Origin of the sequence: Phycicoccus duodecadis (genome assembly GCF_002846495.1) — a bacterium.
GTDB lineage: Bacteria > Actinomycetota > Actinomycetes > Actinomycetales > Dermatophilaceae > Phycicoccus > Phycicoccus duodecadis.
Genome location: NZ_PJNE01000001.1, coordinates 1,714,923 through 1,730,463, shown reverse-complemented (window position 1 = coordinate 1,730,463; position 15,541 = coordinate 1,714,923). Strand labels below are relative to the sequence as shown.

14 protein-coding genes are annotated in these 15,541 nt (G+C 72.0%); 4 read left to right on the top strand and 10 right to left on the bottom strand.

The genetic code is table 11. The features are described 5' to 3' along the window. Nucleotides 1-39 precede the first annotated feature (39 nt). From ATL31_RS07990 to ATL31_RS07945, 10 genes are all read right to left on the bottom strand, one after another. Nucleotides 40-399, bottom strand: coding sequence for a fluoride efflux transporter FluC (locus tag ATL31_RS07990; RefSeq protein WP_245862113.1), 360 nt, complete (start codon nucleotides 397-399; stop codon nucleotides 40-42). After that, nucleotides 396-809, bottom strand: coding sequence for a fluoride efflux transporter FluC (locus ATL31_RS07985; protein ID WP_211283987.1), 414 nt, complete (start codon nucleotides 807-809; stop codon nucleotides 396-398). Before ATL31_RS07985 ends, ATL31_RS07990 begins: the two co-directional genes overlap by 4 nt. Continuing rightward, nucleotides 809-2,026 (bottom strand): pyridoxal phosphate-dependent aminotransferase, encoded by a 1,218-nt coding sequence (locus tag ATL31_RS07980; RefSeq protein WP_101395301.1) that lies wholly within the window; start codon nucleotides 2,024-2,026, stop codon nucleotides 809-811. Before ATL31_RS07980 ends, ATL31_RS07985 begins: the two co-directional genes overlap by 1 nt. Nucleotides 2,027-2,171: 145 nt before the next feature. Further along, nucleotides 2,172-3,578 carry a multiple monosaccharide ABC transporter permease gene (mmsB, locus tag ATL31_RS07975; protein WP_101395300.1) on the bottom strand — a complete coding sequence of 469 codons (1,407 nt, stop codon included), beginning with the start codon at nucleotides 3,576-3,578 and terminating at the stop codon, nucleotides 2,172-2,174. Nucleotides 3,579-3,580: 2 nt separating this feature from the next. Further along, nucleotides 3,581-5,116, bottom strand: a complete 1,536-nt coding sequence (mmsA, locus tag ATL31_RS07970; protein WP_101395299.1) for a multiple monosaccharide ABC transporter ATP-binding protein — start codon at nucleotides 5,114-5,116, stop codon at nucleotides 3,581-3,583. Between the two features lie 80 nt (nucleotides 5,117-5,196). After that, the gene (gene chvE / locus ATL31_RS07965) at nucleotides 5,197-6,291 is read right to left on the bottom strand and encodes a multiple monosaccharide ABC transporter substrate-binding protein (RefSeq protein ID WP_211283986.1); all 1,095 of its coding nucleotides are present in this window, start codon (nucleotides 6,289-6,291) and stop codon (nucleotides 5,197-5,199) included. 98 nt (nucleotides 6,292-6,389) lie between these two features. After that, nucleotides 6,390-7,886 (bottom strand): L-arabinose isomerase, encoded by a 1,497-nt coding sequence (gene araA / locus ATL31_RS07960; protein ID WP_101395298.1) that lies wholly within the window; start codon nucleotides 7,884-7,886, stop codon nucleotides 6,390-6,392. Further along, nucleotides 7,883-8,584, bottom strand: a complete 702-nt coding sequence (locus ATL31_RS07955) for an L-ribulose-5-phosphate 4-epimerase (RefSeq protein WP_101395297.1) — start codon at nucleotides 8,582-8,584, stop codon at nucleotides 7,883-7,885. The genes araA and ATL31_RS07955 overlap by 4 nt, the downstream gene beginning before the upstream one ends. Further along, nucleotides 8,581-10,242, bottom strand: coding sequence for a ribulokinase (gene araB, locus ATL31_RS07950; protein ID WP_101395296.1), 1,662 nt, complete (start codon nucleotides 10,240-10,242; stop codon nucleotides 8,581-8,583). Before araB ends, ATL31_RS07955 begins: the two co-directional genes overlap by 4 nt. 124 nt (nucleotides 10,243-10,366) lie before the next feature. Then, a complete protein-coding gene (locus ATL31_RS07945) occupies nucleotides 10,367-11,392 on the bottom strand; it encodes a LacI family DNA-binding transcriptional regulator (RefSeq protein ID WP_245862110.1) in 1,026 nt (341 codons plus the stop codon). 39 nt (nucleotides 11,393-11,431) lie between these two features. Here ATL31_RS07945 and ATL31_RS07940 point away from each other — a divergent pair, with 39 nt between their 5' ends. The 4 genes from ATL31_RS07940 to ATL31_RS07925 all read left to right on the top strand — a co-directional run bounded on the left by ATL31_RS07940 (nucleotide 11,432) and on the right by ATL31_RS07925 (nucleotide 15,483). Beyond that, the gene (locus ATL31_RS07940; protein WP_101395295.1) at nucleotides 11,432-11,779 is read left to right on the top strand and encodes an MGMT family protein; all 348 of its coding nucleotides are present in this window, start codon (nucleotides 11,432-11,434) and stop codon (nucleotides 11,777-11,779) included. 98 nt (nucleotides 11,780-11,877) lie between these two features. Next, nucleotides 11,878-13,146, top strand: a complete 1,269-nt coding sequence (locus tag ATL31_RS07935; RefSeq protein WP_101395294.1) for a PQQ-dependent sugar dehydrogenase — start codon at nucleotides 11,878-11,880, stop codon at nucleotides 13,144-13,146. 145 nt (nucleotides 13,147-13,291) lie between these two features. Then, complete coding sequence (locus tag ATL31_RS07930; protein ID WP_101395293.1) at nucleotides 13,292-14,212, top strand: hypothetical protein; 921 nt, start codon at nucleotides 13,292-13,294, stop codon at nucleotides 14,210-14,212. An 83-nt stretch (nucleotides 14,213-14,295) separates the two neighbouring features. After that, nucleotides 14,296-15,483, top strand: a complete 1,188-nt coding sequence (locus ATL31_RS07925) for an IS30 family transposase (RefSeq protein WP_425440338.1) — start codon at nucleotides 14,296-14,298, stop codon at nucleotides 15,481-15,483. The last annotated feature ends 58 nt before the right edge of the window (nucleotides 15,484-15,541 follow it).

The following is a 15,541-nucleotide window of genomic DNA, read 5'->3' as shown; positions in this document are numbered from 1 at the left end:
CCCGCCCCGCACCGCCGCAGCGCCCCCGGGGCGGGGAGGTCAGGAGGCCAGGGCGTAGCCCAGGGCGGCGGCGCCGAGGCCCAGCACCAGCGAGAGCCCGACGACCGCGGCCGCCTCGGCCCGGCGACCGTCCTCGACCGCCTCCCACACCTCGAGGGCCAGCGTCGAGAACGTCGTGAAGGCCCCGCAGAACCCGGTGCCGAGCAGTGTCAGCCACCCCGGACCGGCCCCGCCGCCCACCAGCAGTCCCAGGAGGAGCGACCCCCCGACGTTGACGGCCAGGGTGCCGGCGGGCGGGACGGCCGACCAGCGCGTGCGCAGCCAGTGGCCGACGAGCAGCCGGGCCGGCGCCCCGACGGCGCCCCCGAGCGCGACCAGCAGCGCGTGGGTGGCGGTCACGGGCCCGGCCAGACCCGGCGCCCGAGGGCCGCCCCGGCCCCCACGGCCGCCACCCCGACCACGAGGGTCCCCACGAGGTAGCCCAGGAGGACCGGCACCCGGTCGGCCGCGCCCAGCTGCACCACGTCGACCGCCAGCGTCGAGAACGTCGTCCAGCCGCCGAGCATCCCCACCCCGACGAACGGCCGCAGCAGCCGGTGCACGCCCGGCCGGTCGACCAGGAAGGCCACGAGCAGCCCCATCGCGAAGGCGCCGGTGACGTTGACGACCACGGTGGCCCACGGCATCCCGCCGGCTGTGTGCGGCAGCGCGAGCCCGACCGCCCACCGCCCCAGCGACCCCAGCACGCCGCCGGCCGCCACCGCCCCGAGCAGCCGGGCGTCGGGGAACGCGCCCTCTCGTGCCGGCATCAGGCGCGCAGGGTCTCGAGGTACTCGGCGATCCGCCCGATGGCCTCGGTGAGGACCTCCTCGTCGGGCAACGTGACGAGGCGGAAGTGGTCGGGGGCGAACCAGTTGAAGCCGGTGCCGTGGGTGACCAGGATCTTCTTGGCCCGCAGCAGGTCGATGACGAACGCCTCGTCGGACTCGATCGGGTAGACGGCGGGGTCCAGGCGCGGGAAGCAGTACAGCGCGCCCATCGGCTCGACGCACGAGACGCCGGGGATGTCGTTGAGCAGCCGCGACGCCAGCTTGCTCTGCTCGCGGAACCGGCCGCCGGGGGCGACGAGCTCGCTGACCGACTGGTAGCCGCCGAGCGCGGTCTGGATGGCGTGCTGGGCCGGCACGTTGGCGCACATCCGCATGTTGGCCAGCAGGGTCAGGCCCTCGAGGAAGTCCACGGCCAGGTGCTGGGGCCCCGAGACCATGACCCAGCCGGCGCGGTAGCCGCAGACCCGGTAGGCCTTGGACAGGCCGCTGAAGGTGAGGCACAGGACGTCCTCGCCGGCGGCGGCCGCGGCGTGGTGGTGCACGGCGTCGTCGAACAGGATCTTCTCGTAGATCTCGTCGGCCATGACGACCAGGTCGTGGCGCCGGGCGATGTCGACGAGCGCGTGGACCATCTCCTGCGAGTACACCGCCCCGGTGGGGTTGTTCGGGTTGATGATCACCAGCGCGTGGGTGTTCGGGGTGATCTTGGCCTCGATGTCGGCGAGGTCGGGCATCCAGCCGTTCGCCTCGTCGCAGCGGTAGTGCACCGGGGTGCCGCCCGAGAGGGAGACCGCGCCGGTCCACAACGGGTAGTCGGGGGCGGGGACCAGGACCTCGTTGCCGTCGTCGACGAACGCCTGGAGCACCATCGTGATGAGCTCGGAGACCCCGTTGCCGATGTAGACGTCGTCGACGGCGGTGTCGCGCAGGCCCCGCGACTGGTAGTACTGCGCCACCGCGGTGCGGGCCGAGTAGATGCCGCGCGAGTCGGCGTAGCCCTGGCTGTCGGGCAGGTTGTGCACCATGTCGGCGACGATCGACTCGGGGGCCTCGAACCCGAAGGGCGCGGTGTTGCCGATGTTGAGCTTGAGGATCTTGTGGCCCTCGGCCTCGAGCCGCTGGGCCTCGACGAGGATGGGCCCGCGCACGTCGTAGCGGACGTGTTGCAGCTTCTTGCTCTGGACGATGCGGCGCATGGGGCCAGTGTTCCACCCCGACCTGCGCGCCGCCCCCGTGTTCCGCGCCGGTGTGCCGCCGGCCCCTCCCGGGTCCGCCACCGCCCCCGGACACAGGTCGGCCGGGGTGGGACCCAGATCCCCACCCCGGCCGACGTTCAGGGCGTCAGCCCCGTCGTGACGGTTCCTCGGGGACGACGTCGTCGAGGTGGATGGAGTGCGCTGCCTCCTCGACGGCCGCCGTGGAGCCGCCCGTCGGCCGGGCGCCGGGCTCGTCGACCCCCGTCTCCTCGGGTGGCGCCTCGAGCGGTGCGTTCCCGCGCCGGCCGCCGAAGGCCTCCATGACCATCCCGATGAACGAGCGGCGCCCGGCCTTCTTCGACAGCACGTCGAACGCGACGGCGCCGAGCAGGACCAGGCCCTTGATGACCTGGATCCAGTTGCTGTCGACGCTCATGTTCGCGAGGCCGAGGTTGAGCACGCCCATGACCAGACCACCGATCATGGCGCCGGTGACGGTGCCGACACCACCGGCCACGGCCGCGCCGCCGATGAACACGGCGGCGATGGCGTCGAGCTCGAAGCCGACGCCGTCCTTGGGGTTGGCGGCGTTGAGGTAGGCGGTGAAGACCATGCCCGCGATGCCCGCCAGCAGCCCCATGTTGACCATCACCAGGAAGTCGACGCGCTGGGTGTTGACGCCCGACAGCCCGGCGGCGTTGCGGTTGCCGCCCACCGAGTAGATGTGGCGCCCGGTGACGGTCCGCTGCGTGATGAAGGTGTACAGCAGCACCAGCGCGAACAGGATGAGCCCGACCACGGGCACACCCTTGTACGACGCCAGCAGCAGGCCCAGCGCCAGGAGCAGGCCCCCGGCGAAGACGATCTTGATGACGGTGACCGTCATCGGCGCGACCTTCATCTCGTACTTCTTGCGCTCCGCGCGGTTCTTCAGCTCGAAGTACGCGAAGGCGGCGATCGCCAGCAGGGTCAGGATCAGCGTGGGGTTGTGGTACCCGGTGTTCGGGCCCATCTCGGGCAGGTAGCCGTTGGCGATCTTCTGGAACGCGTCGGGCACCGGGATCGACTGGGCGTTGAGGATCATCAGGTCCAGGCCGCGGAAGAGGAGCATGCCGGCGAGGGTGACGATGAAGGCCGGGATGCCCACGTAGGCGACCCAGTAGCCCTGCCACATCCCGACGAGGATGCCCAGCGCGACCCCGAGCAGGATGGCGGCCGGCCAGGGCAGGCTCCACTGCTGCATCGCCAGGGCCACGGTGGCGCCCACGAAGGCACACACGGAGCCGACCGACAGGTCGATGTGGCCGGCGATGATGACCATGACCATGCCGATGGCCAGGATCAGGATGTAGCCGTTCTGGACCAGCAGCGAGGTCACGTTGCGCGGCTCGAGGAACAGGCCGTCGGTGAGGAAGTAGAACATCCCCACCAGCAGCAGCAGGGCGATCATCATCCCGTACTGCCGGAAGTTGCCGCCGAGGCTGGCCCGGATCTCCGCGAGGAGGGGTCCGCGCGCGGTCTTCTCGCGCTCGGGTGCGACGTCTGCGGGCATGGTCAGCCTGCCTTTCTCTGGGTCATGTGGCGCATGAGCAGCTCCTGGTCAGCGTCCGCGCGGGGAACGTCGGCGGTGATGACGCCGGCGCTGAGGGTGTAGATCCGGTCGCAGATGCCCAGCAGCTCGGGGAGCTCGGACGAGATCACGAGCACCCCCCGCCCGGTGTCCGCGAGCTGGTTGATGATCTCGTAGATCTCGTACTTGGCGCCGACGTCGATGCCGCGGGTGGGCTCGTCGAGGATCAGCACGTCGGGCTCCGTGAACATCCACTTGCCGAGGACGACCTTCTGCTGGTTGCCGCCCGAGAGCTTGTTGACGCCGACGTCGACGCTGGGCGCCTTGATGTTGAGGCTCTTGCGGTACCGCTCGGCCGCCACGACCTCGGCGTTGTCGTCGACCGCCATGTTGCGGCGGATCTTGGTCAAGCCGGCCGAGGTGATCGAGACCTTGATCGAGTCGAGCAGGTTCAGCCCGAGCGCCTTGCGGTCCTCGGTGACGTAGGCCAGCCCGGCCTTGATGGCCTCGCCGACGTTGCGCGCCCGGATCTCCTTGCCGTCCTTGAGCAGGGTGCCGCCGCGCTTGGTGCCGTAGGACTCGCCGAACACGCTGCGCGCGAGCTCGGTGCGTCCGGCGCCCATGAGGCCGGCCAGCCCGACGATCTCGCCGCGGCGCACCGTGAGGTTGGCGCCGCGCACGACCAGCCGGTTCGGGTCGGCCGGGTGGGCCACCGTCCAGTCGCGGATCTCGAGCAGGACCTCGCCCACCGACGACTCGTGCGGCGGGTACCGGTGGTCGAGGTCGCGCCCGACCATCCCGCGGATGATCCGGTCCTCGTCGACCCCGCCGGCGCTGACGTCGAGGGTCTCGATCGTCCGGCCGTCGCGGATGATGGTGATGGAGTCCGACACCTGCTCGATCTCGCCCAGCTTGTGGCTGATCATGATGCAGGTGATGCCCCGCTCGCGCAGGCCGTCGAGCAGGCTCAGCAGGTTCTGGCTGTCGGTGTCGTTCAGCGCGGCCGTGGGCTCGTCGAGGATGAGCAGCTTGACGTCCTTGGCCAGGGCCTTGGCGATCTCGACGAGCTGCTGCTTGCCGATGCCGATGTCGCGGATGAGGACGTCGGGGTCCTCGTGCAGGCCCACGTTCGCCAGCAGCTCGACGGCGCGACGGCGGGCCTTGAGCCAGTCGATGGCACCGCGGGAGGAGGTCTCGTTGCCGAGGAAGAGGTTCTCGGTGATCGAGAGCTGGGGGATGAGGGCCAGCTCCTGGTGGATGATGACAATGCCCGCGCGCTCGGAGTCGCGGATGCCTTTGAACTCCACCTCGCGGCCCTCGAAGTGGATCTCGCCGGTGTAGGAGCCGTGCGGGTACACCCCGGACAGCACCTTCATCAGGGTCGACTTGCCGGCCCCGTTCTCACCGCAGATGCTGTGGATCTCGCCGCGCCGGACGTCGAGGCGGACCTCGTCGAGGGCCCGCACGCCCGGGAACTCCTTGGTGATCCCGCGCATCGACAGGATCGTGTCGTCCGCCATCTCGCTCCTTCTCCTTCTGGGGACTGGTCGACCGGGGGCGGCGGCGCGTGGCCGCACCGCCGCCCCGGGGCCTCGGACCGTTACTTCAGCTGGTCCGCGGTGTAGTAGTTCGCCTTGAGGAGGACGTCCTTGACGTTGGACTTGTCGATCGCGACCGGCTGCAGCAGCTGCGTCGGGACCTTCTTGACGCCGTTGTCGTAGGAGGTGGTGTCGTTGACCTCGACGGTCTTCTTCTCGAGGATCTGCTGGATCATCGTGACCGTGGCCTTGGCGAGCTCACGGGTGTCCTTGAACACCGACGAGTACTGCTCACCCGCGAGGATTGACTTCACGGACTCGAGCTCGGCGTCCTGGCCGGTGACGACCGGGAGCTTCTTGCCGCCGGTGCCGTAGCCGGAGCCCTTGAGGGCCGCGATGATGCCGCGCGAGAGGCCGTCGTAGGGCGAGAGCACGCCATTGACGTCCTTGTCGGAGTAGGCCTTGGTGAGGACGTTCTCCATGCGCTTCTTGGCGACGGCGGCGTCCCAGCGAAGGGTGGCGACCGTCTTGAAGTCGGTCTCGCCCGAGGCGATCTTGATGGTGCCGTCGTCGATCTTCGGCTGGAGGACCTCCATGGCCCCGTTGAAGAAGAAGGTCGCGTTGTTGTCGTCGGGCGAGCCGGCGAACAGCTCGACGTTCCACGGCTTCGGGGCGCCCGAGGCCTCGAGGCCCTGGAGCAGGCTCTCGGCCTGCAGCTTGCCGACCTTGAGGTTGTCGAACGTCGTGTAGTACTGCACCGCGTCGGTGTCGCGCAGCAGGCGGTCGTAGGCGATGACCGGGATGTTGTCGGCCTTGGCGTCGGCGAGGGCACCCTTGAGGGCGGTGCCGTCGATCGAGGCCACGACGAGGACGCCGTTCTTCTTGGTGACCATGTCCTGCAGCTGGGTCACCTGGGTCGGGATGTCGTCGTTGGCGTACTGGAGGTTGACCTTGTAGCCGGCGGCCTCGAGCTGCTGCTTGATGTAGTCACCGTCCTTGATCCAGCGCTCGGAGGTCTTGGTCGGCATGGCGACACCGACCGTGATGTCGGCCGGCTTGGCCGACGCGTCGGCGGCAGCACCGGTGGGCTCGGTCGAGCGCCCGCAGGCGGTGAGCGCCATCACCGTCACTGCGGTCACCGCAAGGAACTTGCGCATCGTGGTGGTTCTCCTTCGTCTCCAGGGCCGGCGGGGAAGCCGGTCCGTCTGTCCGTCGAGCGGCGTCGGTGCCGTCGTCGGGTCTGTCGCGCCGAGGGTCAGAGGCCCCCGGCGAGTCGGTGGTACGCCGCGTTCCAGCGCAGCTCCTGGCGGAACGCGCGCAGCGTGGTTCCCTCGCCGATGACGGCGAGCTCGAGCCCGACGATCTCGGCGAGCTGGTCGAGGTGGGCGGAGGTGAGCGCGGTCGAGAGCACCGTGTGGTGCGGGCCGCCGGCCATCAGCCAGCCCTCGGTGGAGGTGGCGAAGTCCGGCTTGGGGCGCCACACCGCGCGGCCCACCGGCAGGTTCGGCATCTCGTGCGGCGGGGTCACGACGGTGACCTCGTTGGCGACGAGCCGGAACCGGTCGCCGAGGTCGTTCCAGCCGAGCACGACACCCTCGCCGGGGTCGGCGTCGAAGACCATCCGCACCGGGTCCTCGCGGCCGCCGATGCCGAGGGGGTGGATCTCGATGCGCGCCGGCGTGCTCGACAGGGTGGGGCAGACCTCGAGCATGTGCGCCCCGAGGACCAGCTCCTGGCCCGGGGTGAGGTCGTAGGTGTAGTCCTCCATGAAGGAGGTGGCCCCCGGCAGGCCCTGGGCCATCACCTTGAGGGTGCGCACCAGGACCGAGGTCTTCCAGTCGCCCTCGCCGCCGAAGCCGTACCCGTCGGCCATGAGGCGCTGCACGGCCAGGCCCGGCAGCTGCGGCAGCCCGCCGAGGTCCTCGAAGTTCGAGGTGAACGCGGTGTAGCCGCCGTCGCCGAGGAAGCGGCGCAGGCCGGCCTCGATGCGGGCGCCGTAGCGCAGCGACTCGTGGCGCTCGCCGTCGGGGAGCAGCTCGGGCGCGACGTCGTAGAGGTCGGCGTACTCGGTGACCAGCGCGTCGACCTCGCGGTCCTCGACGGCGTCGACGACCGCGACGAGGTCGTTGACCCCGTAGGTGTTGACCGACACCCCGAGGCGGATCTCGGCCTCGACCTTGTCGCCCTCGGTGACGGCGACGTCGCGCATGTTGTCGCCGAAGCGGACCACGCGCATCGTGCGCAGCTCGGCGGCGGCGGTGGCCGCGCGTGACCAGTCGGCCACCCGCTGGAGCACCGCCGGGTCGGAGGTGTGCCCCGACACCGTGAGCCGCGGCTGGCGCATCCGGGTCTGGATGAACCCGAACTCCCGGTCGCCGTGGGCGGCCTGGTTGAGGTTCATGAAGTCCATGTCGATGCTGGCCCACGGCAGGTCGCGGTCGGCCTGGGTGTGCAGGTGCAGCAGCGGCTTGCGCAGCGCGTCGAGCGCCCCGATCCACATCTTGGCGGGGGAGAAGGTGTGCATCCACGCGATGACCCCGACCACGCGGTCGTCGGAGGTGGCCTCGAGCATCATCCGCCGCATGGCCGGCGCGTCCTTCAGCACGGGCTGCGCGATGACCTCGGCCACGATGCCGTCGTACCCGGCCAGGGCGTCCGAGACCCGGCGCGACTGGGCCGCGACCTGCTCGAGCACGTCCTCGCCGTAGAGGCCCTGGCTCCCGGTGAGGAACCAGATCTGACGGTGGGTCACTGGAGGTCTCCTTGCTGTCCGTAGACGTTCTGGTAGCGGTCGTGGAGCCGGGTGACGTCGGCGGCGTCGATGGCCACCGGCTCGCCCAGCTGGCGGGCGATGTGGGTGGTGCGGGCGACGTCCTCGACCATCACGGCCGCCTTGACGGCGTCGCGGGCGTCGCGCCCGATCGTGAACGGGCCGTGGCCCGCCATCAGGACCGCCCGGCTGCGCGACCCGCGCAGCGTCTCGACGATGCCGCGCCCGATGGAGTCGTCGCCGATCAGCGCGAACGGGCCGAGCGGGATCTCGCCGCCGAACTCGTCGGCGGTCATGGTGAGGACGCAGGGGATGGCCTCGTGGCGGGCCGCCCACGCGCAGGCGTAGGTCGAGTGGGTGTGCACGACGCCGCCGACCTCGGGCAGGTGCCGGTAGACGTACGCGTGCGCGGCGGTGTCGGAGCTCGGGGCGTGCTCGCCCTCGACGAGGGTGCCGTGCAGGTCGGTGACGACGATGGCCTCGGGGGTGAGGTCGTCGTAGGAGACCCCCGACGGCTTGATGACCATGAGGTCGGCACCGGGCACGCGGGCGCTGACGTTGCCCGCGGTCCAGATGACCAGGCCGTAGCGGGTGAGCTCGCCGTGCAGGGAGGCGACCTCGGCCCGCAGGCGCTCGACGGTGCCGCGCACGGCATCCGAGATCGGGGTCGTCGCGCTCACGCGTGCGCCTCCCGCCGGATGGCCTTCAGCGTGCGCATGGCCCCGCTGGTACGGCCGAAGTGGTCGTGCAGCTCGCGGTAGACCGCGTAGAGCCGGTCGTAGGCGGCGACGTTCTCGGCGATCGGGGTGAAGGCGGCCTGCTCACGCCGGCCCATGGCCTTGGCGGCGGTCGGCACGTCGCCGTAGGCCCCGGCGGCCACCGCCGCGTGCAGGGCCGAGCCCAGGGCCGGCCCCTGGGTCGAGGTGACCACCGAGAGCGGCATGTCCAGCACGTCGGCGTAGATCTGCATGAGCAGGGCGTTCTTCTGGAGGCCGCCGGTGACGATGAACTCGGTGACCGGCACGCCCGACGCGGCGAAGGTCTCGACGATGACGCGGGCCCCGAAGGCGGTGGACTCCAGCAGCGCGCGGTAGACGTCCTCGGGGCGGGTCGTCAGGGTCATCCCCATGACCAGGCCCGAGAGGTCGTGGTCGACCAGCACCGAGCGGTTGCCGCTCCACCAGTCCAGGGCGACCAGGCCGTGGGCCCCGATGGGCTGCTCGGCGGCCAGCGCGGTGAGGTGCTCGTGCACCCCGACGCCGGCCGCGTGCGCGTCCTGCTCGTAGGTCTTCGGCACCTGGTTCGCGACGAACCAGCCGAAGATGTCGCCGACGCCGGACTGCCCGGCCTCGTAGCCGTAGAGGCCGGTGACGATGCCGCCGTCGACCACACCGCACATGCCGGGGACCTCGGCCAGGACGTCGCTGCTCATGACGTGGCAGGTGGACGTGCCCATGATGGCGACCATCTGGCCGGGCGCGACCGCGTCGGCGGCCGGGGCCGAGACGTGGGCGTCGACGTTGCCCACGGCCACCGGGATGCCCTCGGGCAGGCCGGTCCAGGCGGCGGCGCGGGCGCTGAGGCGGCCCGCCACGGTGCCGAGCTCGCCGATCGGGTGGTCGAGCTTGTCGTCGACGAACCCGGCGAAGTCGGGGTTGAGTGCGGCCAGGTAGTCGCGGCTCGGGTAGGCGCCGTCCTGGCGGATGCCCTTGTAGCCGGCGGTGCACGCGTTGCGGACGTAGCGGTCGCACAGCTGCCAGACGATCCAGTCGGCGGCCTCGACCCAGTGCTCCATCGCGGCGTAGACCTGGGGGGCCTCCTCGAGCAGCTGCAGGCCCTTGGCGAACTCCCACTCGCTCGAGATGACGCCGCCGTAGCGCGCCAGCCAGCCCTCGCCGCGCTCGCGGGCCAGCTCGGTGATGCGGTCGGCCTGGCCCTGGGCGGCGTGGTGCTTCCAGAGCTTGACGTAGGCGTGCGGCTCGTCGCGCAGGTCGTCGGTGTCGCACAGCGGGGTGCCGTCGGCGAGCGTGGGCACCATCGTGCAGGCGGTGAAGTCGGTGGCGATGCCGATGACGTGGGCCGGGTCGACGCCGGCGGACTCGACCGCCGCGGGGACGGCGGTGCGCAGCACCTCGACGTAGTCGGAGGGCACCTGGAGGGCCCAGTCCGGCGGGAGGCGGCGGCCAGAACCCGGCATCACGGAGTCGACGACGCCGTGGGGGTACTCCAGGACCGCGGAGCCCATCTCGGCCCCGTCGCTCACGCGGACGACGAGGGCCCGGCCGGACAGCGTCCCGTAGTCGACGCCGATGACGTAGCGGTCGTCATCGAGGGTCATCCCTGGCTCCTTCGCCGTGTGCCCCCACCGTCGCCGTCGACGGGGTGATGTGAGCGCTCACATTGTTAGCGCTCACATCCGGCCCGCGCAAGGGATGTGACCGATTCGTGACCTGCGCCCGGTCTCAGCGGCGGCGGCCGCGGGGAGAGCGGGCGGTCGAGCCGCGCGCCACCAGCCGCGGCGGCACGAGGGTCGACGGCAGCTCGTCGTCTCCCCCGATCGCGCCGACGACGAGCCGCACGGCCTCGCGCCCCAGCGCCGCGAAGTCCTGCCGGATGGTCGTCAGCGGAGGCTGCGAGAAGGCCGCCTCGGGGATGTCGTCGAAGCCCACCACGGAGACGTCCTCGGGCACCCGCCTGCCGGCCTCGCCCAGGGCCCGCAACGCGCCCATCGCCATCTGGTCGTTGGCGACGAAGATGGCTGTGGTGGAAGGGTCCTGGGCCAGTATTCGCAGGCATCCCTCGTGGCCGGCCCGGGGTGACCAGTCGCCGGTGACCACGGGCCCCGGCCGCGTGCCGGCCTGCTCCATGGCCTCGTGGAAGCCGGCCTGCCGGGCCTCCGACTGCGGCCAGTCGCGGGGGCCCGTGATGTGGCCGATGCGGCGATGGCCCAGGTCGAGCAGGTGACGGGTGGCCATCGCGCCCCCGGCCCGCTGGTCGACGCCGGCGGTGGGGGAGCCCGCCCCGAGGAAGCCGTCGAGGGCGATGAGCGGCACGTCGAGGTCGCGCAGCACCGCCGGGTCGGGGGTCTCGCCGTGGGCCGCGACCAGGACGATGGCCTCGACCGCCTGGCTCAGGTGGTGCTCGAGCGCCGCCGAGACGCTGGGGCCGGTGACGTCCCAGAGCAGGTCGAGGGTCATCCCGTAGCCGGCCTCGCGCGCGGCCTGGGCGATGCTCGACACGGTGCTGGCCGGCCCGTAGAGGCGCAGCTCGTCGACGATCACGCCGATGAGGCCGCTGCGCCGGGTGACCAGCGCCCGGGCGGCGGAGTTGCGCCGGTAGCCGAGCTCGGAGATGGCGCGCAGCACGCGGTCGCGGGTCTCGGGGCGTACGGCGTCGGCGTCGTTGAGCACGCGCGACACCGTCTGGTGCGAGACGCCGGCCCGACGCGCGACGTGCGCCATCGTCGGCGCCGCGGTCGGTGAGCCCATGGCGCGCACTCTAGTGGGGCGCTCGGGCACACTCGGACGGTGGACGACGTCGTCGTGGAGCGGGTGCTGCGGGCGGTCGAGCAGGTGCCCCGCGGCCGGGTGGTCTCCTACGGCGACCTGGCCGCCCTGGTCGGCATCGGGCCCCGGCAGGTGGGCTCGATCATGCGCGTCTACGGCGGCAACGTCACGTGGTGGCGGGTCACCAACGCCTCCGGGGACCTGCCCGAGCCGCTGCGCGAGCCCGCCCGGGTGCGGTGGGCCGAGGAGGGCATCCTGATGAAGCCGAACGGGCTCGGCTGCCGGATCGCGGACCACCGGGCCGACCGGGCGGCGCTGGTGAGGGCCTACGAGCGGGTGACGGCGGACCTGCGGGGTCCCGTCGGCTGAGCGACGAGGGGGTCGACGGGGACCCTCAACCCTGCACGGGGGCCCGGGTCGGCGGCCGGGCCCCGCGCCCAGCCCAGGATCCGGTGTGAGACTGGGGTATGCGAGCCCGCGCCAGCGCCCGTCCACGTCTCCGCTCCCTGGCGGCGGTGGCCGGCCTGGCCCTGCTGGCCACCGCCGCCTGCTCGTCCCCGGCGGGCGACGACGGCTACGGGGAGGTGCCGGCCCGACCGCCGGCCTCGGGCTCGTCGGCCCCGGTGTCGAGCACCCCGGCTCCGCGCAGCACGGCGGTCCCCGACCTCGCGGTCGAGGTGGTCGCGAGCGGCTTCGAGCACGGCTGGGACATCGGGTTCCTGCCCGACGGGAGAGCGCTGGTCACCGAGCGCCCGGGGCGGATCGCCCTGGTCTCGGGGCTCCGCGCGGGCGCCACACGCACCCAGGTCCGGGCCGACCTGAGCGACCTCTACGTCAACAGTGAGGGCGGCCTGATGGGGATGGTCGTGCATCCCGACTTCGCGACGAGCCGCGAGTTCACGACCTGCCAGACCCACCAGGAGAGCGGCACCCCGGTCGACATCCGGCTGGTCACCTGGCGGCTCTCGCCCGAGGGCGCTGCGGCGGCCAGGGTGCGCGACCTGCTGACCGGGCTGCCCCTCTCGACCGGGCGCCACTCGGGATGCCGCCCCACGCTCGACGCCGGCGGGGCGCTGGTCGTGGGGACCGGCGACACCGCCGTCGGGTCGCTGCCGCAGGACCTCACCAGCCTCGGGGGCAAGACGCTCCGGCTGGACCTCGGGACGGGGAAGCCGTTGCCGGACAACCCCTTCATCGGGTCCGCCAATGCGAAGCAGCGGTACGTGCAGACGTACGGGCACCGCAACGTGCAGGGGGTGGCGCTGCGTCCGGGCACCGACCAGGTGTTCACCGCCGAGCACGGGCCGGACAACAACGACGAGGTCAACCTCATCCGGCCCGGCGCCAACTACGGGTGGGACCCGGCGCAGGGCGGCACCGTCGGCGGCTACGACGAGGGCGTGCCGATGACCGACACCGCGCGCTACCCCGACGCCGTGCCCGCGGTGTGGCAGTCGGGCCGGACGACCCAGGCGGTGTGCGGGCTGGCGTTCCTCCAGGGGCCGCAGTGGGGGGCGTTCGACGGCGCGCTGGTCGTCACGGCGCTCAAGGGTGCCAAGCTGCTGGTGCTGACCCTCGACGACGCCGGCGCCGTGACCGACGTCGCCATCCCCGAGGCCACCAACGGCCCGTACGGCCGGCTGCGGGCGGCGCGGCTCGGGCCCGACGGTGCGCTGTACGTGACCACGACCAACGGCGACGACGACGAGCTGCTGCGCATCACGCCCCGCACCTGATCCCCGGCCGCGGGGCGCGCCGGGCGCGGTCGAGAGGCCAGGACATGGGGACGGCTGCGGCCATCCATCGGCGTGTTCTGGCCTCTCGTCCCCAGCCTGTGGATGACGACCGCGGGGGCCCGTCGCCGTCGGGGACAGTGGACCGATGGGGAGGGTCGAGCTGCCGGAGGATCTGGGCGACGGCCCGTTCAGCGTGGGTCAGGCACGAGCCGCCGGCCTGCGCGACGGCGACCTGCGGGCCCTGCACCGGCCCACCCGCGCGGTGCGCGTGGCGGCCCTGCCGGCGTCGCTGGTCGAGCGGGCCACGGCGTTCGCGGTGGCCCTGCCCCCGGACGCCGCGTTCTCGCACGCCACGGCCGCTCGGCTGCTCGGGCTTCCCCTCCCCGCGGCGCTGGAGGCCGAGGTCCTGCTCGACGTGATGCGCCCCACCGGCCGGTCGAGGACGCGCCGCGCCGGGTGCCGGGGGCATCGAGGGCTCGAGTCGCGCGAGGTGGTGCTGTGCCACGGGCTGCGGGTGGTCGGGGGTGCTGACACCTGGTGCGACCTGGGCGAGCTCCCCTGCGGCTCGATGACCGTCGACGACCTCGTGGTGGTGGCCGATGCGCTCCTGGGGCCGCCCCATCCCCTGGCCGTCGGGACGCTGTCCGCCGCCCTCGAGCGTCGCGTGCGGCCGCGTGGGCGGGGAGCGCTGCTCGATGCGCTCACGCTCGCGCGGCCCGGGAGCCGATCGCCCATGGAGACGCGCGCCCGGCTGATGTTCGTCCGCGCCGGCTTCCCCGAGGCCGAGGTGAACGGTGTCGTGCGTGATGCGAACGGCGGATGGCTGCTCGAGGGCGACCTCGTCTGGCGCCGGCAGCGGGTCGTGGGCGAGTACCAGGGCGAGGCGCATGCCGACCGACGCCGCCGGAGCAGCGACGCGCAGCGCGCCGGACTCGCCCGGGACGAGGGCTGGACCGTCCTGGAGCTGTGGGCCGAGGACATCTGGTCACCGCCCCGACGACGGACGACGCTCCGGGGGTTCGCGGCCGCGCTCGGGCTCGACCCGGGGACGCTGCGCATCCAGTGACGCCGCCCCCGGGCCGGCCGGGTCGAGAGGCCAGGACATGGGGGCGTTCGGCGTGCGGCCTCAGGGGGTGAACGCAACACGACCTGTGGAGGTGTGTTGTGACATTGAAGTTGGCTCGTCGGTTTGAGGACGCGTTCTGGCGTGAGTACCGGCTCGATGGTGACGTGCTGCGGTCCGCGGCTGTGGCTGGGGTCGGATCGAGCATCGCGGGGCGGTGGGTCCGCGAGTCTGGTGGCGTGATCAGGATGCGGGTTGCGGACTCTGGCCACCGGCTCAGCTTCGAGGAGCGTGAGGCGATCGAGGAGATGCTCGCCCGGGGCCATACCCAGGCGGAGATCGCGCGCGAGATCGGGCGGGCGCGGTCGACGATCAGTCGGGAGATCGCGCGCAACCTTCGCCCCAAGGGCCGCACCAGCGCCGGGACGGTGCGGATGCGGCCGTACTCGGCGCGGATCGCGCAGCTGAAGGCTGAGCAGCGGGCCCGCCGGCCCAAACCGACCAAGCTGTCCGGGCACCGGGTGCTCGCGGCGACGGTGCAGGCGTGGATCGGCGGGACCGAGCGGATGAGCCCTCAGCAGGTCAGCAACCGGCTCAAGGTGCTCTTCCCCGATGATGAGTCGATGCGGGTCTCCCACGAGACGCTCTACCAGGAGCTGTACGTCCAAGGCCGTGGCCACCTGCGCGCTGACCTGCACCACGCGCTTCGCACCGGTCGGGCCCGTCGGGCCCCGCGCAAGGCCGCCAAACGGCCCCGGGTGCCCGGGGAGCTGCTGATCGCGAATCGACCCAAGGACGTCGACGCCCGCACCGTGCCCGGGCACTGGGAAGGTGACCTGATCATCGGCAAGAACAGCGCCTCGGCGATCGGGACCCTGGTCGAGCGCACCACCCGGTTCGTGATCCTGCTTCACCTACCAGGGCGGCACGACGCCGAATCCGTCGCCGACGCCATCGCGCAACAGATCACCGCCCTACCCGAGCACCTGGCCCGCTCCCTGACCTGGGACCAAGGCGTCGAGCTGGTCGGCTCCCACCAACGAGTCCGTGCCGAGACCGGGCTGAGCGTGTGGTTCTGCGACCCCGCCTCGCCCTGGCAACGCGGCAGCAACGAGAACACCAACGGGCTCCTTCGCCAGTACTTCCCCAAGGGCACCGACCTGTCCGTGTACACCCAAGAAGACCTCGAGACCGTCGCAGACGGACTCAACGCCCGACCCCGCATGACCCTGGGATGGCGTACCCCAGCCGAAGCCCTCGCCGAAGTAGCCTGAAACCAACCCGTTGCGCTCACCGATTGAGACCGCCGCGGCGTCCATCCGCGTGTCCTGG